This window comes from Bacillus sp. BPN334 (assembly GCF_008368885.1).
Taxonomy (GTDB): Bacteria; Bacillota; Bacilli; order Bacillales; family Bacillaceae_G; genus Bacillus_A; species Bacillus_A wiedmannii.
In genome coordinates this window covers 135,241-158,175 of record NZ_QOZW01000001.1, presented here as the reverse complement: position 1 = coordinate 158,175, position 22,935 = coordinate 135,241, and the positions used below count along the sequence as shown (strand labels likewise).

Sequence of the window (22,935 nt, the reverse complement as noted above, 5' to 3'; positions counted from 1 at the left end):
ATGAACGGAAAAACTCTTAAAATACTTTGTGTCCTTAAAAATGAGCATGCCAAATAAACCTCAATCAACCCAATTTTAAAAATCATGTGATTTTTTTTGTTTTTCCAATCCACTATACTTATAAATAACACCCAAGATATCAAAGACTGTTTTCTTCTCATATCGGTGAAATTTTCGTCCGTTTTTCAGTAAGAGGTTGAATAGACGGCATAAGATTTTTGTTATTTCTTGAGTGTCTTGTTGTATAGCTTGATACAAGATGTATAGATGATCTTGTATCATTCCAATGGCTTTATATTCGCTTAATTCTTTTTGTTTCTTTTGTAAAATCAACTGTCGCATTTTGAACATAGTAGAAGAACATAGAAAAATAGCAATTAGTTTTCCATAAATGTAACATTCTAATCGCTCTTGTTTGATATTTTGCCAATGATGGATTTGAAAAAGTGATTTCCAAGTTTTAAAGATAATTTCGATTTGCCAGCGAAGAGAGTAAAAATCATGTATTTGTTCCATCGGAACAATCTCCCAAGGTATATTGGTAACATATATGTTAATACCAGCTAATTTTTTGCTTTTATCTGAATATGTAATGCCCTTTTTACTTTCCGTATACATTTGTTTTTTCATACGCTCACGAAGTTGTTTTTCAGTTAATTGATACATAATAACTCGTGTGAATAGTTTTTTATCCTTTCCAATATAACCGTCTGTTATTTCATGGACCTGTCCTGGTTTTAAGGTATTCATAATCTGTTCTAAATCAACTTTGATGTACTGAGACTCTTTTTTTACTGTCCCATTTCGAAAGTATTCAGGAAACTCATTTTTGATATACACCATATTGTTTAGTTTAAGCCGGGATATATAATACACGCCTCGTTGGTCCATTTGATCTAAATCGTCCAGTGAATAATAGCCTAAATCCCGAATACATAGATCGCCAGGGCGTAATGTCGCTAAACATTCTGTTCCAAATGTCTTATCATTATTCTTCCCTGGTTCAACTTGAAAATTTAAAAACTGTCCGCTATGTAAATCATATTCTAGTTGAATCTTTATACCCGCTGTTTGTGCACAACCACCTGATCCAGGATACACACTAGCTAAATGTTTTGGCACTTGAAAAATCGTTGTATCTAAAATACGAATCCGTTGAAAATAGATGATTGAAGAACTTGGAATCACTGATGTATCAGAAATTTTCTTTTTTAATAATGTGGAGAAAATATGTTTTAAAAAGCAAACAGCCTTCTTATTGAAACGTTTATTTAGTCCTTCTGGACTCATAAAAGTTCCGGTAACAGCATGAAGTTGACTACACAGTCGAACTAAGGAATCACTCGCTACACGTTGACTAATCCAGACACAGATAATAACTAAGTCACGTCCTGAAAACTTACGCTTTCGTTGTACAAAAGCTAGTTCTCTAGCAAGTTTTTCTAAAAATGAAGGGGTAAGATGTTGATGTAATTCTTCAGCAAATAATTGTAGCTCAATTTGAATCGAAAGATTCATAAAAAACGCCATCCTTTCTGTATATTTCTACAAAAAGAATAGCGTTCATTTCATTATATAGATACAAATTTATTTTATCTTGATGAACATGTACGATACTCCTGAAAATCGCACTCTGTTTTTATCGTAACTTTAAACATATCATTTACTTCTACTTAAAAATTCCAGAACTTTGTTGAAGGTTTCTAGACCCGCTGGGGTATTCATTTTAAATTGAAATTCATGTGCTAACTCACCAGAAACATTTTTATCAAAGAAAAGACTATCTACAGACACTCCTTTACTTTCTAAAGCAGAAGCCAATGCTTTACCTTGATCTTCAAATGATCCAGTGTTCCCATCTGTGATAAATGCTGGTGGATATTTTTTTGTAACATGATTTAAAATTGAAGCTATTTTTACTTCTGATGATCCTTCCCAATTTTTTTTACCCAAATAAGCCCAACCAGTGGTACGCATGAAATCTTGTATTTCTTTAGTTGATTCTATCTTAGCTAATTCAGGCATATTATATGGACCGCAAAATAGCAGTACACCTTTTATTGTAGAAGGATTAACAATAGCGTCAATCTTTGCTAATTTTGCATACTCTTCAGATGTCTGAATATTAACGAATTGACCAGATATTTGTGCTCCAGCAGAATCTCCTGCAAAATAAACATGATTCAGATTTAAGTCATATTTTTTGGCATTTTCTTTTATGTATTCATAAGCCTCACCTAGTTGGAGTACTGGCGTTGGATATTCTCTTTTAGGAGCAAGAGCATAGTTTATATTCACCACTATATAGCCACGAGCAGCTAATTCTACCGCATACCCAGTAATATCTGATTTATCTCCCCCCACAAATCCACCTCCATGTACCCAAAAAATAATAGGAGATTTTTCTGTACGATTTTTCGGATAAATGAGGTCTAATTTGCCATCTGGGAATTTAGAATTATAATTGATATCCTTAACGATTTTTGTTTCGCTTAGAGCATGTTCATAATCAGCTGACGGAACGAAGGTTCCGCCTTCAAATGCTTTTTTAATCAAAAATGCTTTTGGAACTGGTGAAAGGTTCCAATAACTAATTCCCGCAAGAGCCAATCCAAAAACTATTATGAGAGATAGAAGCATTCTTTTTTTCCATACCCCTTTAGGTTTTGTTATTTTCATTATAAATTTATCTCCGTTCCTTATTTAGTTATTACTTTGACTTACCTCTTAATAAAAAGAGTATAACAAACTTATCAAAAAACAATTAGAACTATTTTTAGATAAATTTGTGTCAAAAGCTAAAATAGAACACTATAAAATTTATATATAGTATGGATTGAAACATGATATAAAATTCTTGTTGAATAATTAATGAGTTTATATAAGGAGAATACATAGAATGAAATACATAGAATGAGATAAATAAATGATTTATAAGAAGCCGTCACATTACTATCAGGTTAAAAAATATATTGCTTCTCAAAATAAAAAAATGAACTGAATTCTCATAACTAACTGTAGAGAGATACAAACTCTGTTATGAAGCCCCTAGAACGAAGATTTTTGTATCTTTTATGGTAATAAGCCTCATTTTTATCGTTTTGGGGGTAACTTGTTTTCCTAAGTTGATAGGCATGGGGTCACCTTATCAAAAAAAGAAAATTGTACGTTTGGACATAATTTGGACACATTTCAGCCGGTTCCCTGTACGTTAAGGAACCGGCTACTTACTTTACTACCTTTTTATGATTATGAAATTAAAAAAGATATAGTAGAAATCATGTATGAAATAAATGCAAGTAACACAAGGAAGAATATAAGCATGGTATTGGAAACACATCGTTCTATTCTTTTTTTCATTTGAACTTACTTTATTTTTTTAATTTGGTAGGGTCAATTTTAAGTTGTGTTTTCCAAGACCCAGATACTTTTCCAATTCTGTTTATGTGTACATCTAACGTGAGCGGTTGTTTGAAAGAATCTTTTCCTTTAGGACCTTCGATAAATGTGATGACGCCTTCAGGTCTATCCTTAAAACGAATACCAATTTCCTTTAATGCTACACCTGATGCCTTTAGTTCGAATGGCCCATCATTTGTTCCTTGAATAAATGCTAATTGTCCGAAGTACCCATTTTTCTTATACTCGGGGTTATTTTCTTGTTGACCGTTTACTTTTCCGTCATCTTTAAGTTCTAACCCTGTTGTATCAAATTCAAACGGTACTACATTTCCATCTTCTTTTTCAATTTTGTAATGAACGGATATACGTGCATCCGCTATATATAATTCTTTCAGATGTACTGTAACACCTTGATCTGTAATCTTTTCATCAATAGGAATAAATTGACCTTTTGTAACGTCTCTTCCTTCTTCAATAATCCTATCATTTGAAATTGCATTGGAAAAATAAGAGGCTACATCTGTAGCTGCAACTCGAACTTGTGGAATCATGGCTGTAGCAAAAAGCCCTCCTACCGCTACTGCAGTATACATGAAACGTTTTGATTTTTTATTCATATTTGTAAACAATCCCTTCTTCGGTTCCATTTTTTCATTGATATAAGAAACATTTTCTGATTTTGCGTGACTTTCAAATACTTTCCACGCTTGGTCAACATCAATCTCGATTTCTTTTGATGAATGTACTGTTGCTTCCTCTAACTTGACATCTTCCCATTGATTTAATTTGATGATTTCCAGTAATAATTCTTGGCATGCGCTACAAGTATCTATGTGTTTTGTGAATTCTTTTCTTGTCCCAACAGATAATTCACCGTCTATATATGCTTGAATAAATCCCATATCATAACAATTCATTTATTACGCCTCCTCTAATTGTTGATAAATCTTACGAAATTTTTGCTTGGCTCGGACTAATAATGTTCCAATAGAAGATATGTCGATTTGAAGAACTTCGCCAATTTCTTTATATTGAAAACCAGAAAATTTCATTAATAAAATGGTTTGATCTTTCTCATTCATTTCACTAAGCGCCAATTGTACTTTTGTAATTTCTTCTTTTCTAATCCAGTCATCATCTAGGGAAGAAATATGCTGTACTTCATGATATTGTATGGTTTTATCTACTCTCGCCTGATGTCGTTTTTCACATCGTAAATACTTATAAGCTACAAAAGTAGAAGATTTTAGTAGCCATCCAGATAGGTTCTCAATCTCCTTCCAATTGTTGCGGTATAACTGTAAAAATACCTCTTGTGCCAATTCTTCAGCAATCGTCTGGTTTTTGACAATCCAAACAATCTGTTTCACCACGTACACATAGTTTTGTTTAAACAAATCTTCAAATGTCACACCCGAAACAGGCCTTTCTTCCTTTTTAATCTTAAACATATCGGTTAAACCCTCACTCTCATTTTGATGCCTGTATTATATAGAACCCGAATTAATGATTTTTGTGACAAAAATTCTTATTTTTTATATGTACAAAAAAACATTCATCTTTCAATCAGATGAATGCAAAAATTAAAATCATTTTGGTTTCTTAGATTATTTGTATAGTTTAAACCAAAAAAACAAATTTTAATAATCTAAGACCATTACGAGAAAAAAATATATAAAAAAGTAAGTATCTGGTTCCTTAACGTACAGGGAACCGGCTGAAATGCGTCCAAATTATGTCCAAACGTACAATTTTCTTTTTTTGATAAGGTGACCCCATGCCCATCAACTTAAGGGGGAAATAAACGAACCTTCATTCAGCCAGGTTAAAACATTCTTAAAATCTTCTACTTTAATAATTATTAATTCTTAATAACCTACATTCTAGCTCTATATTTACCTTTAACAGTGCAATTTTTTTGTTTGGGGGATACTTCAAAATGTTAAGTTGATGGGCATGTATGGTGATCCCTATTTGGTGATAACCGGCTTACTTCTGCATTGGTGGACCGTTTGGTCCATCATGCTCATATCATTGCATTCACAGGTGAAAATTATCGTTTGCGAAATGCTTTATCTTCTGGAAATACCAAAATTAACATTTTAAAAAATAGCTGCGCGCCTCTAGAATTTTTTCTGCATTTTTCAGGGATTGTTGCTTGCACGCCTCAGATTAAAAATTTAAAATAAAGAATAATTAACATAGCGGGAGGGGAAATACGTGATTACACTAAAGCCTATGGCCGAAGAGGAGTTTCAGCGTTATTATGAGAATGAGATTGAAGATTATGCGAAAGAGAAGGTTGCTGCTGGAAATTGGAGTGAAGATGAAGCTGTTAACTTGTCCAAAATAGAATTTGATCAGCTGTTACCAAAAGGTGAAAAAACGGAGTACAATTATTTATACTCTATCTTTCATGATCAAAATCTAGTTGGAATGATTTGGATTGCGCAAAAATCGCCTACAAGTAATGAGGAAGGTGTTATTTATGACTTTATTATTTTTGAGCAATATCAAGGGTTAGGATATGGTAAAAAGGCAATGAAAGAAATTGAAGTGATTGCTAAAGAATTAGGAATGAAAAAAATTGGACTTCATGTTTTTGGTCATAACAAAGTTGCTCGTGGATTATATGAAAAGTTAGGCTATGAAATTACAAATATAGATATGATGAAATCCATTTAAGAAAGCTATTTATAAGTATTAAAAGGGGACCTATGCTCATATCATTGCATTCACAGGTGAAAGTTATCATTTGCGAAATGCTTTATCTTCTGGAAATACCAAAATTAACATTTTAAAAAATAGCTGCGCGCCTCTGGAATTTTTTCTGCATTTTTCAGGGATTGTTGCTTGCACAAAACAGCGGTACCCGATCACTATCAAGCTAAGATAAAAATGAAATTAGAAATGATAGTTTATATAACTTTATTTTGATACCATTAGAACGGCTATAATTGCTTCAAAGCATCGCATATTTTTTATAAATATCACAATTTTAAATTTACACACACATCTTAATTCTCAAAACATAAATTTTCAAATATAAAGGGCAACATAAAAACACCTAAACATCTTTAAATTATTAGGTGTTTTTATTTTTAAGTATAAAAATAACATTTACCAAGTTCAACATCACTCGTCCAATAATAAAAAACAGTTGGTTATTTACAGGGGAGCATTGGTTGAATGTTATAAAACTCACATTAATATTGTAAAATCAAATTTTGTAGTTACTCAAGCATAATCAACTAAATCCTTATAGAAAGCTTGAAAGGGATGATAATATTAAGAGAGAAAGGAATGTGTGCCATTGCCCTAACCTGTTTATGGTCACAAACCTTCATCTCCCTCTGTAAATTCATTTTTTTCCGGATTAATTAAACCCTTTTTCCCTTTTAAAAATACATACTTTATGTACTTATTAAATTTTTCTGGCGGTGTATTTTCTACGAGGATGATTTGATGATAAGTACTTAACTCAATCAATATTTTATAAAATTCTTCGTATACTTCTGGGTCATTTATCAAATTCTTTTCTTCAATTTTAGTTTGATCTTCAGCAGATTTCTGAACCAGATTTTGCTGTTGATTCCCATCCTGTTCTTCTTTCTTCTCACTTTTTTTCAAAGTACCTACATATTTACTAATTGAATCTAACAATAAAAGTCCAGGATGTCCAGAAGCATATCCTTCGGATTTACTGTTTAAAATTGCTCCTAAGTATGATAGCTGCATACACTCCAACAGACCTCCACTTTCATGAGCATAAACACTTGCACCTTCATAATATGGAATATATTGTTCAGGGTGGATAAAGGTTTCACCATTTGTATCATACTTTAGTCTTGTCATAAAGTTTTGATACTCTGTGTTTAAAAAATCAAAAATAGTTTCTCGATCCTTATCACTTATTTTTAGTGCTGCTATTTCACCTTCTAGTCGTGTCGCAGTAGTCTCCAGATTGGTAATATCCTTTTGTTTTTCATCAATTTTCCGATGAATTCGTATCCCTTCTTTAACTATTTCATGATCTTTAATTAAACGATTTAACAAGCTATTTATACTATCGATTTGGGAGAGGAACGGAACATCTGTCTCTTTAACGAATTCAACAATAGCTTCATTCAAAATATCTTGTTTTCTCGACAATCTCTCTATTTGTACATCGATACCTTCAATACTCTTCATATCATCATTAATTAAATTTTTGACCAGATTTATTTTATCGGTTATTTCTTTTTTTACTTTCCTTAACATTTTTTCTGTATTCGTACTTTGATTTACTTCTTCTTTCTCATGAATTAAAACGGTTGAATTGCATAGAGGACATTCAATATTTTGATCCGGTATCACTAACGTATAATTTATTTCCAATGTCGCATCTACTTCTTTTTCTTCAACTCTATATTCTTCCACTAACAATTTTTTAGAGTTTATAGACATTAACAATTGTCTTTTATTCCGTTGATATTCAACTATTTGGTTAGCAATCTCTTCTAAATCCTTTTTTAGCTTAATATACAGTTCATTTTCACTATTATTATTCAATTTACTACTTTCTATAATTGTTTTCTTTTCTTTTTTCTGCTTTTCAATATCTTTCTTAATCCTATTGTATTTAGCGGATAAAACATTGAAATCTTCAGCATCCTTGTCTTTTAAATATAAATTTAATCCAGCTATTACCTTATATGCATCTTCAATTTTATTCTGTGTATCCACCAATTTCTCCTTTAATGCATCTTTATCAGATTCCACTAGGCCAAATATCAGTTTAAAAGCATGCGGATTTTTATTTCTCTTAAACGTAGTTTTATTTTCTAAAAAATCCTTTGTTCCGAGTGCATGCTGATTTATATACACATATCTAAAAATATCTCGGAAAGATACGATTTGTAGTTCTTTTTTTGTACTATGTTTTTGATGTTTAATTATTTTATATTCATTAATATTTAATTTTGTCATAAGAAAGTGCATCGCTTCACTTATCGTTACGATCTTTGGCGTATACCCTTCTATATCCTCAAAGGCGCAGAAATATATGCTGATATTACTTTGCTTCTTTTTTAACAAACGGCTGAATGTAAATATTTCATCATTAATTTTTAATTCAATAAAAATTTGATCGCAATGTATATTCAATTCTTTTTGAACTTTTAAATCGATTTTCTCACTCTTACCTAAACAGTAATCAATCAAGCTAAGAATTAAGGATTTTCCTGATGTTTTCTCACCACTTATAATGGTAAGACCTTCGTTAAAACGTATAGTGCGCTTATATGACGTGCCTTGAACAATTAACTTTTTAATAAATATACTGCTCACTTTCGCACCCCCCTTATTATTTGCATATTACCAGCTGAAAACTTCACTTTTTCAAAGGCTTTTGTATACTCTACTTTTAGATTAGAGAAGAATACTGAATCAACTTCTTCAAAAGCTGCTGCGCCTTCTGAATTCAATTGCACTGTTATGTCACCTAACTTTTTAGTTAAGTCACCTTGCAGATTTATAAATTTTAGGTGCGACATATTCAAAAGTATTTGATTAATTTTAGTCTGGAAACGAAAATATAAATTGGGAGATGGTATTATACCCATTTTATGTTCTTCACTGTCTTCAAATAGTTTAATTAAATCAAAATTGACAAGACTATAATAGAACATGATTTCCGAAACTTTTCTACGTTTCTTGCTCTTTAATTTAAAAGCATACATTAGACATAGTACTTTCATTAAATCTAACTTTTCGTTATTAAATAAAAGTTCAATTGACGGAGGGACCACTGTGATTTTATTAATTAGATTGCTCATCTAACCGCTCATCCCCCCACCAAATACCCATTGTTTCATCCTCAGCCAAAAGATGAATTAACCCTCTATTCTCGTTTTCATCTGATTGATTATCTTCAAAAAACACAGCATATCTTCCAAAATTAAACTCTTCTAAACTTCCATGCACAACTGTTAATAGTTGATCACTATCCCCGTACTTCTTGTATGTATCCGCATACTTTTCTTTATATTTTGTGAATACTTTACCCAATATTGCATCAATAATATCTATAGACATCCCTGCTTGTTTCAATGCTCGTATGTATTGCTCTGATGCCACATAGAAAATTGAACTTAATTCAATAAGAGACTCATCGATATTTTCTATTTTTAGTTTTTTGTAAAACAAGTTACCTTTTACATCTTTTTTAAAGTCCGCTAATCTTGCTCCGAGAACAACAGAACTGGTAGTAGTGCCATTTGAATCATTAGAATCTCCATTTGTATTCCTCAAATTTGATTCAGCCATTTGATTCAGTATCCTTCTTATCTCAAGCACATGTGTAGAACCTTGTGTTTCATATGGGATCGTGATTAAACCATATTTATCTCTTAATTCTTTTATTCTTTCTTGAGTAGGATTAGCTAGAAGGATATAATGCGTCCCATTAAGATACTGCTTGTAATCCTTAATTAAATCACTTACAAATTTATCATCAAAAGAAAAACCCATGAATAACAAATTTTTGCTACTTGTAACCGCTTTTAATAACTCCCCGTACTTTTCATTACTGTAAAGTGTCTCATAGCCGCTTTTACTAATAACAATTGATCCCAAATTAGATGTAAATCCATGAAGATGACAAATTCGTTTTTCATCATACAAATCTTGAGAACTAAAATCTAAATCCTTGAGTAGAATTGGAAGATTATCACACTTTATATGTTCATATAATAGATTTTCATAATTTGTTGTTAAATGGAGTTTAAAGTTCATCTTAGCCAAATCTGAATAATTATGTAAATTATCATCTTCTACATTTGTTTTATGTTGTTTGATTAATTTCACAATCATTTTTTGAATATCTTGGTCCACTAGATGTGCAAATTTCTTTATTTGATCAATCGCGCCCCAATAATCATTATTCTCTAAATGCCAATCAACAACGCTTCGTAGTAGTACCTCGATTTTACCTTTAGCATATTCATCAGTAATATCTCTTATCAAATCTCCCCATGTCGGGATATTGAAGGGTACTGATAATCCAGCCCCGATAAAAGGAACTACTTTGTTTTCATGATAAGCTTCTTTTAATTGCTTCAAATTCCCCTCCATACAACCGCCCCTTTCTATATTCAGCTCTAATTTTATTCTAAAAATATTTGCAACATTTTCTTAATATATTTACATCTATTCTATCAAACAGTACCATTTTCATCCATATAGTATGGTTTTTCTTATCAAACACGCTGCTTTTATTTCGGGTTTATTTACATTACTTGAAAATTAGAAATACACTTACTACATCCTTAAACAATGAATTTCTAAATTTAATATATAAATTTAAAGAACTCGGTTTAGAAATTATAGAAGAAATACAGATGACTATAGGACATTAGATATTAATAACATTTATGAATATAAAGAGCTTATACCGTGAAAGTCTATTAGTTATAAAGAGTTAGAAATTCTGTATAAAGTGCCTTTTACGACATACCTATCTGTAGATTTAATATTCCCCCTCTAATTTATGCACCTTTAAAATAACCTAATTTATTCTTTATCTTTTTGATTCTATTTTTCATTTTCCCCCTTCTGAATTCGAGTTTTTCAACAATAGTACTTTCAAAAGCTTTATAAAAAGCATTATTGGATAGCGCAATAAAAAGTAATATAAGATAAGTAACTTTGGTATTACCATCAACTGTAACAATTTTAAATCCCCATGCTTTTAAAGTTGTTTCTCCCACCATTACTAGTGAAAATGCTCCTGAAATGTACGTAGCAAAAAAGTGAACCTGATAAAATCGTTTTAAAAATGTTTCTGAATCATAAATCCAAAGATAAATATAGTGTAAAATTATTGATAGTATAATTGACAGTACACTAGACATTATCAGCATACAAATAAATATCTCTATTGAATCTGGAGCCATAAAAATTGTAAAGAATGGTTCTGCAAAATAAATAATTTGAACTCCGAACATTACAGTACAAAAATACAAAATTGAATAATAACAAAAAACAACCACAATTAGTCATCTCCTAAAAAATAATAAATAAAATAACATAATAACATTATATTATACGAAATATAAGATTTTACAATGGTAACTACATCTACTTTTAAATAATAAATGCATGCATCCTTTTTTAATTATAAAATCTCAAATAAAAAAAGGAACTTCCTTTGTCTTGAAAGATCCTCTGTAACAAATATGAATTATATCCCTTTATATGCATCGGTGCACTTAGCTTAAACTTTTATTTCTAACCTTAACAAGAGAATCATCATTTTATCTTCTAGAAACAATGTAATAAACATCACCAACAAGATGCTGTAGTATAAACTTATCATTCAAGTCTAAAAATTCATCTTCGGATATCAGAAACACTTTTCTTCGATTTTCACTTCCAGAGGTATTAGTAATTTCGGCTTGAAACACACTCCTATCTGTTACAAAAAATAAGGAGTTTGTGCTAATTGAATCAGTTTTTACGTAGATAAGAATAATAATTCCAAGTATCAATAAACCTCCAGATAAGTTTGTGACTGATTTTACATCTAGGGAAAAAAGAGGGAGTAACATTGTTATTAAGAAAAAGGAATAGTGTTCCGCCCGCGGTTTGGCATATTTATATATATACTTCACTAATGCTACTAGTTGAATTTTTAGCTTTTTTCAAAGCACCTCTCGTTATTAAAATACCTAAAAGTGATCCCAAAACTACTATAATAATTGCATAGATTAATTCTGTAACTTTTTCTGAAGTGTGCGGAATCTTCCCCCATATAACTTGTAAAGAACTAGGAATAAGTTTATTTTCTAATGCAAACTTTAACAAAAATATTCCCATTAGTGGTAAATAAGCCAGTATCCATAGGAGAAATTGTTCTTTTTTTGACCACACAAGTAACACCCTCCCAATTTATCATCAAAAATTTATTCATAAGCAAGGGCAACTTTAAATTCATCGGTTAAGAATGAACGCACAATCTTATCTGCAAAAAAGTGAATCGATGTTGTGGGCTCTTGTTCTTCATTATAGATTATCTTTTTGTTATTCAAATCAATAAAATCATATAATGACCATATCTCTTTAAACTGCTCTTTCATCTCTTGTTTTTCTGATTCTTCTCTCAATTCATCAAATCTTTGCTTTATTTGTTTTAAATCTTCACATCTCTCTTCAAAATTTTCTTCTAAAGCCCCCAGCGTATGTTGAGATATCTGTGCTAAAGATCTTGAGTAGATATATTTCTTACATTTAACCATAAATTGTTCCTTGTTGGAATCTGCGCCTTGAAATAAATCTAAAGAAGTAATGGCATTTAGATTTTCATCTCTTCGAGCATTAATATGATCACTATAATCAAATGCATATTCAAAGTTTCTCAAGTTATTAATGTAAATATTTTCACCAACAACAAAAAAGCTAATTGCTCCCCCTACTTCTAAATCAGGTTGCTCTTTTATATTCCATTCATTAGAACTAAAAAAGGCGAATTTTCTCTTTTGACTAGATTTTTTAGGTGCCCGATAAAAATTAAAATAAAATGTATTTCCTTCGAATGATAACTTAATATATTGGAAATTCGATTGTTGCCACTGTAACAATTCATCATGATCCAAAGATTCATGTAGATTATTAAATCTTGATACCAAATTTTCAATATTTTGCACATGAAGCTTTGCTAAGGTAGCATTCTTTTGAATTTCAAAATTATACTCGCTAATAATAAATTGATCATTCTCCCCTTTAAAAGATTTCAATTGTGAAATAATATGTTCTATTAACCATAAACCTAATTCCTCAGCTAATGCTAATTTTTTGGCATGGTAATAATTATCTGCATTTTTTTGTTTTTTTACAACAAAAAAAGATATTTGTAGGTTCTTTTCATCTATAGATTCTTTCAATTGTTCAGATGTTAAATTTATAAATCTATTAATAGGATGTTCATTTGTATTAATTCCCATATTTACCACCTTTAATTTTTATCACTTTAACAACAAAATAATATCCTTTTCTTTCCACTTACTATTTTATAACAAACCAAAATATATTTCATTAAAATTGACATAAGAGAGATCATGTTATTTATGGAATATCTATCACATTTTTTATGAAGCATAACTTTGCTGCAAACAAAAAGAACCATAACCTTGCCAAAATGGCAAAGTTATGGTTCAAATCACAGAGCTCTTCTTGAGTCATATATCCCAATCCGACACCTGTCTGATTCGTAACGACTAGGACCATATACCCCTTTCTATTAAATATAGCAATTGCATCAGCTACACCAGGTAGCAGGTAAATATCTTCTGGTTTATTTACAAATTTAACGCGTTCTGTAAGAACTTGATTGATTACTCCATCACGATCTAAAAATATTGCTTTCTTTTTCGCCATATTAATCTCTCCTTACCTACTAAATTTCTATCAAAAAATCTGAAGTATAATAACTATTAAGTTCATACTAGCATGAACGACAAATGATACTAGCAACCTATTAGAAAGCACATATATCGCTGAGAGTACAAGTCCAATTAGAAAATATCCAAATACAAAAGGAAAATCAAAATGCATGATAGAAAAAAACAATGAACTAATTAATATGCAACCAATTTTATTAAATTTACGGCTTAATATATTTATGGCCGCGTAACGAAATACAAGCTCCTCAACTAGTGGAGCAAGAATTACAATTGATACTAGGGCAAGAGGAGAAATGGCTACAGATTCAACATTACTTGATGTATTTACTGATTGTGTAGTTAAGTGAAATATACTTTTATCCAAAATACTACCAATTGTCTGTGCTAAGAATACTGCAACTATTCCTACTAAAATCCAACCGAACGATGCTTTTGAAAATTTAATCGATAGCTTCGAATCTTCCATTAATTCTTTCTTATATATAAGAAAAGTGAATATTAATATGAGTGAAAATCCTATTAGTTCCCAATGAACCAGTAGCTGCTGAATTGCTTGCTGTTGATTCCCCTGAATATCATACCAGCCTGTCTTCGCTAGTAATTGTACTCCTATAATTCCAACAAATTGAGTCATTATAACATATATGAGTATGATATAACCTGATTTATGTAAATTACTATTATTCATTATATTATATTCACCCTTCATTTAAATCCGTATATTATTAAAAATTGTAATTTTGAATAGTATTTTCTATTCTTCTTTAAGAATTATATATATACCTGTAGGTTTATACATTACAAAGTCCTCTTCACTATCGTTAACTCTATTTGTTTCAAAGTAGATACGATATTCTTCTCCATCGTTCTATTAGTATTTATATCAATATCTAACTTATAAAATAAATGCATTTTCCACCTAATCTCCTATGAAATTCAAATTTCATTAAGTTAGTCATTTATATCATGCCACACTATAACATAACCATTTTGATGTACACTCTCTTTAATAAATATTTGTTTAACTTATAAAGGGTTAATTAAATCCCATTCCTGTTGAACTTTCCAAAATTTTTCATCAGGATGTTTCCAATTACAATCACTATAAAATCCCTTTTTTATTACCAAGTATTCGTCAAAAAACTCATCATAAAAGTAGGCTAGTACATTATCTTTATTAACAGGATAGTAAATCCCCTCGACAGAAAACATGTAGAGAATGTCAAAGTCTATATCGGCAACTTGTGGTTCTTTCGTATCTAATTCTAATTGTCCATTTAAATCAGCATTCAAATAGCATTTAATACTTTGTTCTGGTAAAGATAGCATTCTAATTCCTCCAATGTTAAATTTATAATTTTTATATAAGGATTATATGATTATACATTCAAAACAAATTCCCTACTACTGAACTTATGCTGCTTGCAAATGTTTTAATCCAATCTCTAACGCGCCTGTTCCTCCAAACCCTTGATTAAACAAAAGCGGGACATCATACTTCTTTGCGTATTCTTTTGCTACATCAATAGACACATGACCACATGCACCTTTCTGCACTACAATAACATCACATTTTTTTATGACACTACGAAACGTCTTCTTTACACCACCATGGTTTTTTCCATCATGAAAAATCACATGACAATCTCTTTTCTTCGCTAATTTCTCTAATGTTCTACCATTTGAACCACCTAAAACTAGAATTGTACTCATTTCCATTCACTCTCCACATCTTTATTTTTTTTATATGTACTTGGTGATACCAATAATACGATTGTACAAATGACAATATTTAAAAATACCACACCCACTATTAATACGATTGCGAAAACCGGTAACAATAGCATGAAGATAAAAGCACTTACAATCAAGCAGATAAATATAAATCCATTACTCATGTCTTCATACCCATCTAATCCTGTTACAATATCTAAACCATGCATCCAAACTGTAATACTGTCCCAATTGGTAATTAACAAGTATCCACTACCCACTAATAAGGCCCATCCGAATAATGTCCCTAAAAATCCCGATCCTCTACCTGAAGAGTATCCAGCAAAATAGTTTGCTGCTGTCCCAAATAACATTCTCATATTTTTACCTCCACATCTATTTCACTTCACTGATATATATAAATTTTATTTAACCATGCTTTTATTATATCAGAAAATTATTAATATTCAATAAATATTTTTAGGTACTCTTTAATTTTTTTAAAAGGGCTGTGTTTGTATATACACAACCCTCATTTTTCAATTAATCAACAGGTACTTCTTCTTGTCCGTGTGGTATTTGTTCAATTGGTGTTACAATTTGCGCATATCGATTTACTTGTATTTTAAATTGACGTGGTTCAAGGAAATTCACTTGTTGAATTTGAATTTCAATGTGAAAGGTATCTACTTTTTTTCCACGTTCTATTTTTATAATACGAGCATTATAGAATTTATCTCCCTGCAGGAAGTATCGTTGTACAGCTTCTGTAGCAAGCATACGCTCATTACTTGTCATTTTCATTGGCTCAATACCAAATCCAGCCTTTGTAAACAAATAAGGAACATCAAAGCTACTATTAGAAATTTTTCTTAGTAAATCTTCTACTGCTTTTGTTTTCGCGATATATTCCTCTTCTTTTGTATCAAACCCCTTTGGTTTATCTCCAAGCATTTCTATCTCATCTTGATTTACTTGTTCTTCCTTCTGCTCTTGTGATTTCATCATGTAACGATGCACAGTATTATAAGCAGCAACACCTAGCACTAGCACAATGATTCCAAGTATAACTATGTACTTTTGTGGAAGATTTGCTAACACATTCATTACCTTCTTCATTTTCTCACATCCTAAATCAGTCTATAACATTACGAATTTGTGTCATATGTTGACCTCTTGCTGTGTAGTTTAGACCTGTAATTTGTACACCTTTATTATCACCGATATGAATCATTTTTTGATTTCCCATATAAATTGCAACATGTCCTGGGTTTTCAAAGAATATAAGATCGCCTGGTTGGGCATGATTAATATCTAGTACTTGTTTACCTTGTCCGACTTGAGCACCTGTCCAATCTCCAAGTTGTACACCTATACTTGTTCTAAAGACATACTGCGTAAATCCTGAGCAATCTGAAGTACCACCTGGTGGGTTACGATCCCCTAATACATATCTGACTTTACCTTGCCCTAGCCATTTTTTCGCTTCTTCCAGTACCTTTTGTCGTTTAGCGTTTGTCATTGTAGGAGAACCACCAGATGATAGTTCTGGATCATCATTTTTCTTAAAGAATTTCATTGGATCTGTTGGCTGGTCGTTAATACGAATTTGGAAATCTAAATGGACAGCGTATCCACTCATATTAAGGAGACTAGTATTTTTATCATAGTTAGAACCGCCCATCTCCCCAATTATTTGTCCTTTTGTCACCATAGTTCCAGGTGCAACTGATATTTTACTCAAATGTAAGTAACGAGATACAATACCATTTCCATGGTCTACATAGACACCTAGACCACCACCGTTTACATTTCCTGTTTGGTTTGTTACAATACCCGCTTCCATCGACCATACGGGGTCCCCAGCTTTTCCGGCGGTCATCGCCCCAATATCTACTGCATTATGTTGTTTTCCATTACGAACCGCATCAAATGTATCTGTAATACGACCTGATTTTGTTGGCCATTTCCAACCTTTATCAGAAATCCATTCACCATCTCCAGACGCCACACAACCTAAATCTTTGTAAAATTTCAAAACTTTAGTAACATAGGTATAATCCCCATAACACGCTCCTACTTTGGTTCGGAAGTTATTAGGATCAGAACAACCACCCGGATTTAAATGTGCCTTACTTCTTGAGAATTCAATGGCTGTTTCCTCTGAATAACCACCTTTTGCTAATGCATAGCTAATGAAGCCTGAGCCAAAATTATAGGACTGCAGGGCAAGAGCTATATCTCCATTCGCCTGTCCTAACACATCTTTAAATTCCAATACACCTGCTTCAATAGAAATATTCGGATCTTTTATGCACCCCATACGTGCATTTCCTTTTACACCTATACAAGATGGACTTAAGTCTCCATAATGTCCCTCTGATGATTGCATCGGGTCATTACCTGCTCCAGCTGATTCCTGCATCATTTGAGCTGCCAGAATACCAACATATTCAGCGACACCATGTTTTTCTGCCATCTCTTTAATTTTAGGAAGATATCCGGTTACTTTTTCATTAATATTGACAGGTTCTCCTCCTGGACTCACTGCACCTACACACATACCGCCAATAAATCCACCAGTTGGTGCAAGATGTCCATACATTCCTTCTAACATCCCTGCTGCTAGTATCTCACGGGCGCGATCTTTTTGACTCTCACTAAACTTTGCGAGCTCCATCGCTTTTTCTAATCCATGAGAAGAAACTGTTACTTTTTTACTACCACTTGCATTAATTTCATCTATTTTTTTCTTAAAATCTGTATCTCCCAATATCTTTTTTACATCTGGTCCGGAATAACTTTCTGATTTTGTTTTTTGCATCTCCTTTTTCTTTTTTTCACAAGGGCCATTTGGCCCTGCCTCGCATACCTCTTTTTCTGTATATTCTTCATATTGGATATCCAAGAAATATGATATAGCATCATGCGGATCTTTACCAGTCAAATCATTATCAAACCGCGCCATGTCAAAAGCGACAACCTCTTTCCAGTCTACGTTTAGCGCCATTGAAATTTCCATATACTTTTTCACTTGTTCTTCTGTTTTACTTTCATCATCGGTAAATGGTACAAAAGATGCTAAAATAACACATACAGTAATAATAAGAGCCATAATGAGAGCAGCAGGTAATCCTACGGCTCCCACAATAGCTCCCACAATTTTCACTACACCAGCTCTTAGCAGTTTGGCAGCAGCTTTCGCTGCCGCCCTTCCTGCTTTTCCTGCCATTTTTGCCATTTTCCCGCTTGCTTTCATCCCTTTTTTCTTAATAAAATGGGAAGTTGCGTCTTTTAAAGGGTTGCTTTTTTTCTGTTCATTTGGATCGTTAGGATTTTGACTCATAGACCTGTCACACCATACTTTCCATTTTCATTATTATTCCTTCTTCTTCGCTGTGCTAAGCGAGGGTTTGGCGCAAATGGAATCAGGTTTTGTGGGTCGTGTTCTGATAAATTCAGCTGGGTCTCTGTACGTACTACTTCTTCCTGTGTATGTGTTACTAAAATTTCTTCTCTTGGTTTAATACCGCTATCCTTTACATCGTAACTTCTTTCAATTCTTTGGTTTGTTTGTAAGCGTGTATCACCTTTTCCAAATGGTGAAATACGTGAAACCGTACCGTCTGTTGTGGTAGCAACCATATAACTACGATCTCTTTCTACCACCATTTGTACATTTTGATAACCACCTTGATCTAAGTCAGACATATAAAAATTCCCATTGTCTACCTTATGATTTACTGTAATTGGCGGTTCACTAAATGTTGGTTTCTGTTGTAAAGGTCTTTGATTTTGATTGCCTACCAATTGATTTGGATTAATATTGATAGAACGATTGACACTAACTTTTCCACCACTAGAGTCTTGGATATACGCTGGCGTCGATTTCATACCATTACGATACTGTGTTAATTGACCGTCTGAAATATTTAAATCTTGATATACAACTTGTCCAGAACGAATACTACTATCTCCACTACCATAACGGGATACAACTTGCGTCATACCGCTGGAATCCTTTGCTTCAATCCATGATTTATTATTTGTCGTCACAAGACGTACTGCACCTTGAGCAACCGATTGCTTTCCAGTAGCATCTGTTGTTGGTACCATTCCCTGAATCTCTTGAATTTCTTTTGCTTCTGTTTGAACAGCTTTGTTATAAGGATTATGTTTACTTACCATACGTGCAGTAGCTTGGTAAGCACCTGCACCACCAATTACACCTGCTGCATAGCTTAATCCTTTTGTCACATTGTAATGGCGTTCTGCTGCATTACCTCCTAACGAAGTATGAACGGCAGCTGCAGTTCCACTCATCACTCTTTGTACTGCATTTCCACCAGCCTTCTGAACAGCACTAGACGCATTAAAGTATGCTTGTGATACATTTTCCATACCTTTTGTATGCACAAGATGTTTGGCACCTTCCATCATACTTACACCAACCATCTTACTTTGCTGTGTCATACGTCCCACTGTTGAAGTTGGAATCGTCATTTTCCCAGCACTTTGCGAAATATTAGCTATACTAGCTGATGCATCTGCATACGAGCGTTCAATTTCAGAAACAGACAGATTTCCTGCACGTGCCATACTCGCTTGCGCTTGCGTAGCTGCAAACACAGCTTTGTTGATTGCACCACCTGTCGCAACACCATGTGAACGAACACCTTGAATCGCACTAGTAATTCCAGAACCTACTTGTTGACTCACTGTTCCAAGACTTGCATGACTTTGTAAACCGTTCGTCAATTGCGAAGCAAAGGCACCTTTATTAATATACGATTGATTATGTAGACTATTACCACTCGTATCTTTTGCCTGTACGGGCATTGCTCCCGCTTGTACCGCCGCTTGCTGAGCAACTGCTTTAAATTCATTACCTTTATCATTTAGGTGAGATTGCCAAGCTTCTACTTTTTGCGTTTGAGACATAGTTGGAGACAAGTTCTTCATAAAGTTTGCTTTGTTCTCTGCTGCATATCCTTGTTTAAAGGATTCTGTAGATGCTTGTACTAAGTTCCCGACATTACTTACATCTTTTTGTTTCTGATTTCCATATCCATTTGCTAAACTATGTGTTTTTACACCATTTACCGCTTTTTGAATGCCCGATACACTAGATACACCCATTGCATTTATATTTGGATTGCTTTGTAATTGTTGCGATAGCTGAGAAGCAAAAGCTTCCTTATTAGCATAGCTAGTCCCATCTTTTTGTTGCACAATCCCTGCTTGTTCGGCAGCTTTCTGTGCATGATTTTTAAATCCTTGCACTTTTTGACTCAAGTGTTTGTTCCATGCAACCTCTTTTTCTTGTTGTGGTACATCTGCAGGGAATTGCTTCATGAATCCAGCCTTATGATCTGCAGTATATGCCTTTTCAAACGCAGCGGTGGACGCACCCACAAGTGAGTCTACTTGTCCCATATTTTGATGGCCACTCTCTAGAGTTTCTCCTTTTACTCCTTCAACTGCTTTTCCAACTTTTCCAAGTGCAAGTTGAGAAGCAAAAGCATCTTTATTCACATAGGACTTATCAAACAGGTTGTTCCCTTGCTTATCTTTCGCATCAACTGGCATTGCACCAGCTTTTGTTGCCGCCTGTTCTGCATGATTTCTAAATCCTTGTACTTTTGAGTTCAGATGGTCATTCCATTTTTTCTCTTTCTCTTCTGCTGACATATTTTCTGGTAATTGACTCATAAACGCATCTTTATGATCTGCCTCATATTCTTTTTGGAATGCGTTAGTCGTAGCGTTGACTAATTCTCTAGCGTTTCCATATGGTGTAGCATTTTTCTTCATATTTTGTAAATCTTGTTTTCGCTGATTTTTGAAATGAGACATTTGATCACTATTTGTTTTTGCTACTTTTTTTGCAATCTCTGCATCGGATGCACCAGGGAATGCTTGTTTTAAACGACTCGCAACTGCAGAATCAGGATTATCCGCTTTCCAATTTTCAAAATCTTTCGTAGCTAAGTCTTGTGCAACATCTTCATCTGTTAACTCTGGATATTGTTCTCCATTTAACCCTTTATACGTGTCTATACCTTTCTTCACACTGGAACCAATATGCTTCCCAGCACTAGTAACTCCTTCAAGTCCAGCTGCTAATGTTCTTCCGGCTACTGCACCAGGAACTCCACCTGCTTTACTTCCAGCAAATGTTCCTACTGCCATTCCTTCTGGTCCAAGTCCCGCGCCCATTGCTAATCCTGCGAGTCCGCCCGTTGCCTTTCCAACCATACTTCCAATTTGACCTGCTTTTAACATACGAGCTGCACGAGATGTTGTACCAACATCTGTCCCTAAATTGGCTCCCAACGCATTATTAGGATTATCAGCATCTTCTTTTTGTTCTTTCTCACCAATTTTATTAGTTATATCACTAATCTTTATATTTTTATAATCATCACGTGCACCTTTCACTATACCTGCCACGCTTGCTAAAGCACCCATTCCCAACATTGTACCTGCTTTATTTATGTTCCCTACTGACATGCTACTTAAACCAACGAAGCTTTTTAATACTTCACCAACTGGGATAAATAATGCAAGTAATATTAGTCTTATTATCGGATTCTCAGTACCACCGATAAGTGTAATTATGACCCATAGGAGAAGCGCATGCATGGCTTGGATTAATACTGCTCCTATAAATTCTCGAATCCAATATACAGTTTGTTGTTTCTTTTGAGGAAACAACCACATCCCTACCATAACTGGTCCTATTAACATTAATACATATAGTGTTACAGCACGCATTAAATAATAAAAATTCGCCCAAATCATTATACCTGCTTCAATGAATAACCCAAAGACGATAAACATATAATCATCTTTGTGATCTTTCATAGCAAGTTCTGTAATTGTTTTATTGTGAGAATTACCGCTATACAGTAATCCTGAAGATGCGAATGTAGCATTTTCATTCCCGAAATTTAGTGCCTCTTTGAACTCCAAAACAATCCATGTATTAAATTCAAATACAACGTTATAAAAGAAATCTAAATGCCAAAGACAAATTGAGATAATCATTAGGTCTTTTGAGTACTCAATTAATGCCGTTCGATTCGACGGATTAATTGATGTCGCTGAATACTTTGCAGCTGCATAAATTATACTAATCAATATAGCAAAGGCGACAAATTTAAACATTACAGGCATTCCATTATTTAACACATTATTCAAGGAATTATTGGAAAATAAAAAATCTACATTTGCATTTTCCGACCCAAAAACCAAAACTGGTAGAGTGTCCATAAATTCATAAATGGGAAGTAACAATGATTTAACTAAACTAATAATTAAACCTCCTACCCAGTCTATTAATTTCTCAAGCATATTTTCACCTTCCTTTTCAAAGCTA

18 protein-coding genes and 3 pseudogenes are annotated in these 22,935 nt (G+C 33.0%); 3 read left to right on the top strand and 18 right to left on the bottom strand.

Features of this window, described 5'->3' with window-relative positions:
* Window positions 1-75: 75 nt before the first annotated feature.
* From DN393_RS00795 to DN393_RS00775, 4 genes are all read right to left on the bottom strand, one after another.
* Entirely contained in the window at window positions 76-1,518 is a 1,443-nt protein-coding gene (locus DN393_RS00795; protein WP_149173210.1) for an IS4 family transposase, read from the bottom strand.
* A gap of 141 nt (window positions 1,519-1,659) precedes the next feature.
* Window positions 1,660-2,679 (bottom strand): alpha/beta hydrolase, encoded by a 1,020-nt coding sequence (locus tag DN393_RS00790; protein WP_149173209.1) that lies wholly within the window; start codon window positions 2,677-2,679, stop codon window positions 1,660-1,662.
* A gap of 692 nt (window positions 2,680-3,371) precedes the next feature.
* Window positions 3,372-4,319, bottom strand: coding sequence for a DUF4179 domain-containing protein (locus DN393_RS00780; protein ID WP_149173208.1), 948 nt, complete (start codon window positions 4,317-4,319; stop codon window positions 3,372-3,374).
* Between the two features lie 3 nt (window positions 4,320-4,322).
* Complete coding sequence (locus tag DN393_RS00775; protein WP_149173207.1) at window positions 4,323-4,853, bottom strand: RNA polymerase sigma factor SigX; 531 nt, start codon at window positions 4,851-4,853, stop codon at window positions 4,323-4,325.
* 519 nt (window positions 4,854-5,372) lie between these two features.
* Between DN393_RS00775 and DN393_RS31820 the strand changes: the two are divergent.
* The 3 genes and pseudogenes from DN393_RS31820 to DN393_RS32590 form a co-directional block, all read left to right on the top strand.
* Window positions 5,373-5,483 (top strand): annotated as a pseudogene (locus DN393_RS31820) (ATP-binding protein); the annotation flags it as partial.
* Between the two features lie 139 nt (window positions 5,484-5,622).
* Window positions 5,623-6,087, top strand: a complete 465-nt coding sequence (locus DN393_RS00765) for a GNAT family N-acetyltransferase (protein ID WP_149173206.1) — start codon at window positions 5,623-5,625, stop codon at window positions 6,085-6,087.
* A 31-nt stretch (window positions 6,088-6,118) separates the two neighbouring features.
* Window positions 6,119-6,199, top strand: a pseudogene (locus DN393_RS32590) (ATP-binding protein); the annotation flags it as partial.
* Window positions 6,200-6,735: 536 nt separating this feature from the next.
* Here DN393_RS32590 and DN393_RS00755 read toward each other — a convergent pair.
* From DN393_RS00755 to DN393_RS00690, 14 genes and pseudogenes are all read right to left on the bottom strand, one after another.
* A complete protein-coding gene (locus DN393_RS00755) occupies window positions 6,736-8,730 on the bottom strand; it encodes a coiled-coil domain-containing protein (RefSeq protein WP_149173205.1) in 1,995 nt (664 codons plus the stop codon).
* Window positions 8,727-9,218, bottom strand: coding sequence for a hypothetical protein (locus DN393_RS00750; protein WP_149173204.1), 492 nt, complete (start codon window positions 9,216-9,218; stop codon window positions 8,727-8,729). Before DN393_RS00750 ends, DN393_RS00755 begins: the two co-directional genes overlap by 4 nt.
* Window positions 9,202-10,515, bottom strand: coding sequence for an SIR2 family NAD-dependent protein deacylase (locus DN393_RS00745; protein WP_149173203.1), 1,314 nt, complete (start codon window positions 10,513-10,515; stop codon window positions 9,202-9,204). Before DN393_RS00745 ends, DN393_RS00750 begins: the two co-directional genes overlap by 17 nt.
* Before the next feature lie 413 nt (window positions 10,516-10,928).
* A complete protein-coding gene (locus tag DN393_RS00740) occupies window positions 10,929-11,336 on the bottom strand; it encodes a hypothetical protein (protein WP_255449629.1) in 408 nt (135 codons plus the stop codon).
* A 700-nt stretch (window positions 11,337-12,036) separates the two neighbouring features.
* The gene (locus DN393_RS00735; RefSeq protein ID WP_149173201.1) at window positions 12,037-12,312 is read right to left on the bottom strand and encodes a hypothetical protein; all 276 of its coding nucleotides are present in this window, start codon (window positions 12,310-12,312) and stop codon (window positions 12,037-12,039) included.
* 32 nt (window positions 12,313-12,344) lie between these two features.
* The gene (locus tag DN393_RS00730; protein WP_149173200.1) at window positions 12,345-13,382 is read right to left on the bottom strand and encodes a Kiwa anti-phage protein KwaB-like domain-containing protein; all 1,038 of its coding nucleotides are present in this window, start codon (window positions 13,380-13,382) and stop codon (window positions 12,345-12,347) included.
* Window positions 13,383-13,590: 208 nt separating this feature from the next.
* Window positions 13,591-13,815: pseudogene (locus tag DN393_RS00725) on the bottom strand (HAD-IIIA family hydrolase); the annotation flags it as partial.
* A 30-nt stretch (window positions 13,816-13,845) separates the two neighbouring features.
* Window positions 13,846-14,529, bottom strand: a complete 684-nt coding sequence (locus DN393_RS00720) for a CPBP family intramembrane glutamic endopeptidase (protein ID WP_255449627.1) — start codon at window positions 14,527-14,529, stop codon at window positions 13,846-13,848.
* A gap of 338 nt (window positions 14,530-14,867) precedes the next feature.
* Window positions 14,868-15,170, bottom strand: a complete 303-nt coding sequence (locus DN393_RS00715) for a hypothetical protein (RefSeq protein WP_149173198.1) — start codon at window positions 15,168-15,170, stop codon at window positions 14,868-14,870.
* An 84-nt stretch (window positions 15,171-15,254) separates the two neighbouring features.
* Window positions 15,255-15,560: a DUF2325 domain-containing protein gene (locus tag DN393_RS00710; protein ID WP_098560011.1), complete on the bottom strand. Its 306-nt coding sequence runs from the start codon at window positions 15,558-15,560 to the stop codon at window positions 15,255-15,257.
* Window positions 15,551-15,934 carry a hypothetical protein gene (locus DN393_RS00705; RefSeq protein WP_098828798.1) on the bottom strand — a complete coding sequence of 128 codons (384 nt, stop codon included), beginning with the start codon at window positions 15,932-15,934 and terminating at the stop codon, window positions 15,551-15,553. The genes DN393_RS00710 and DN393_RS00705 overlap by 10 nt, the downstream gene beginning before the upstream one ends.
* A gap of 163 nt (window positions 15,935-16,097) precedes the next feature.
* The gene (locus DN393_RS00700; RefSeq protein ID WP_149173197.1) at window positions 16,098-16,673 is read right to left on the bottom strand and encodes a hypothetical protein; all 576 of its coding nucleotides are present in this window, start codon (window positions 16,671-16,673) and stop codon (window positions 16,098-16,100) included.
* 16 nt (window positions 16,674-16,689) lie between these two features.
* Complete coding sequence (locus DN393_RS00695; RefSeq protein WP_149173196.1) at window positions 16,690-18,900, bottom strand: lysozyme family protein; 2,211 nt, start codon at window positions 18,898-18,900, stop codon at window positions 16,690-16,692.
* Window positions 18,897-22,910: a TrbL/VirB6 family protein gene (locus tag DN393_RS00690; protein WP_149173195.1), complete on the bottom strand. Its 4,014-nt coding sequence runs from the start codon at window positions 22,908-22,910 to the stop codon at window positions 18,897-18,899. The genes DN393_RS00695 and DN393_RS00690 overlap by 4 nt, the downstream gene beginning before the upstream one ends.
* Window positions 22,911-22,935: the final 25 nt, after the last annotated feature.

What these genes read in the sequence shown, in the direction of transcription:
- DN393_RS00795 (WP_149173210.1), bottom strand. Translation starts at nt 1,518, where the DNA reads ATGAATCTTTCGATTCAAATTGAGCTACAATTATTTGCTGAAGAATTA.
- DN393_RS00790 (WP_149173209.1), bottom strand. Translation starts at nt 2,679, where the DNA reads ATGAAAATAACAAAACCTAAAGGGGTATGGAAAAAAAGAATGCTTCTA.
- DN393_RS00780 (WP_149173208.1), bottom strand. Translation starts at nt 4,319, where the DNA reads ATGAATTGTTATGATATGGGATTTATTCAAGCATATATAGACGGTGAA.
- DN393_RS00775 (WP_149173207.1), bottom strand. Translation starts at nt 4,853, where the DNA reads ATGTTTAAGATTAAAAAGGAAGAAAGGCCTGTTTCGGGTGTGACATTT.
- DN393_RS00750 (WP_149173204.1), bottom strand. Translation starts at nt 9,218, where the DNA reads ATGAGCAATCTAATTAATAAAATCACAGTGGTCCCTCCGTCAATTGAA.
- DN393_RS00745 (WP_149173203.1), bottom strand. Translation starts at nt 10,515, where the DNA reads ATGGAGGGGAATTTGAAGCAATTAAAAGAAGCTTATCATGAAAACAAA.
- DN393_RS00740 (WP_255449629.1), bottom strand. Translation starts at nt 11,336, where the DNA reads ATGGCTCCAGATTCAATAGAGATATTTATTTGTATGCTGATAATGTCT.
- DN393_RS00730 (WP_149173200.1), bottom strand. Translation starts at nt 13,382, where the DNA reads ATGGGAATTAATACAAATGAACATCCTATTAATAGATTTATAAATTTA.
- DN393_RS00720 (WP_255449627.1), bottom strand. Translation starts at nt 14,529, where the DNA reads ATGAATAATAGTAATTTACATAAATCAGGTTATATCATACTCATATAT.
- DN393_RS00715 (WP_149173198.1), bottom strand. Translation starts at nt 15,170, where the DNA reads ATGCTATCTTTACCAGAACAAAGTATTAAATGCTATTTGAATGCTGAT.
- DN393_RS00710 (WP_098560011.1), bottom strand. Translation starts at nt 15,560, where the DNA reads ATGGAAATGAGTACAATTCTAGTTTTAGGTGGTTCAAATGGTAGAACA.
- DN393_RS00705 (WP_098828798.1), bottom strand. Translation starts at nt 15,934, where the DNA reads ATGAGAATGTTATTTGGGACAGCAGCAAACTATTTTGCTGGATACTCT.
- DN393_RS00700 (WP_149173197.1), bottom strand. Translation starts at nt 16,673, where the DNA reads ATGAAGAAGGTAATGAATGTGTTAGCAAATCTTCCACAAAAGTACATA.
- DN393_RS00695 (WP_149173196.1), bottom strand. Translation starts at nt 18,900, where the DNA reads ATGAGTCAAAATCCTAACGATCCAAATGAACAGAAAAAAAGCAACCCT.
- DN393_RS00690 (WP_149173195.1), bottom strand. Translation starts at nt 22,910, where the DNA reads ATGCTTGAGAAATTAATAGACTGGGTAGGAGGTTTAATTATTAGTTTA.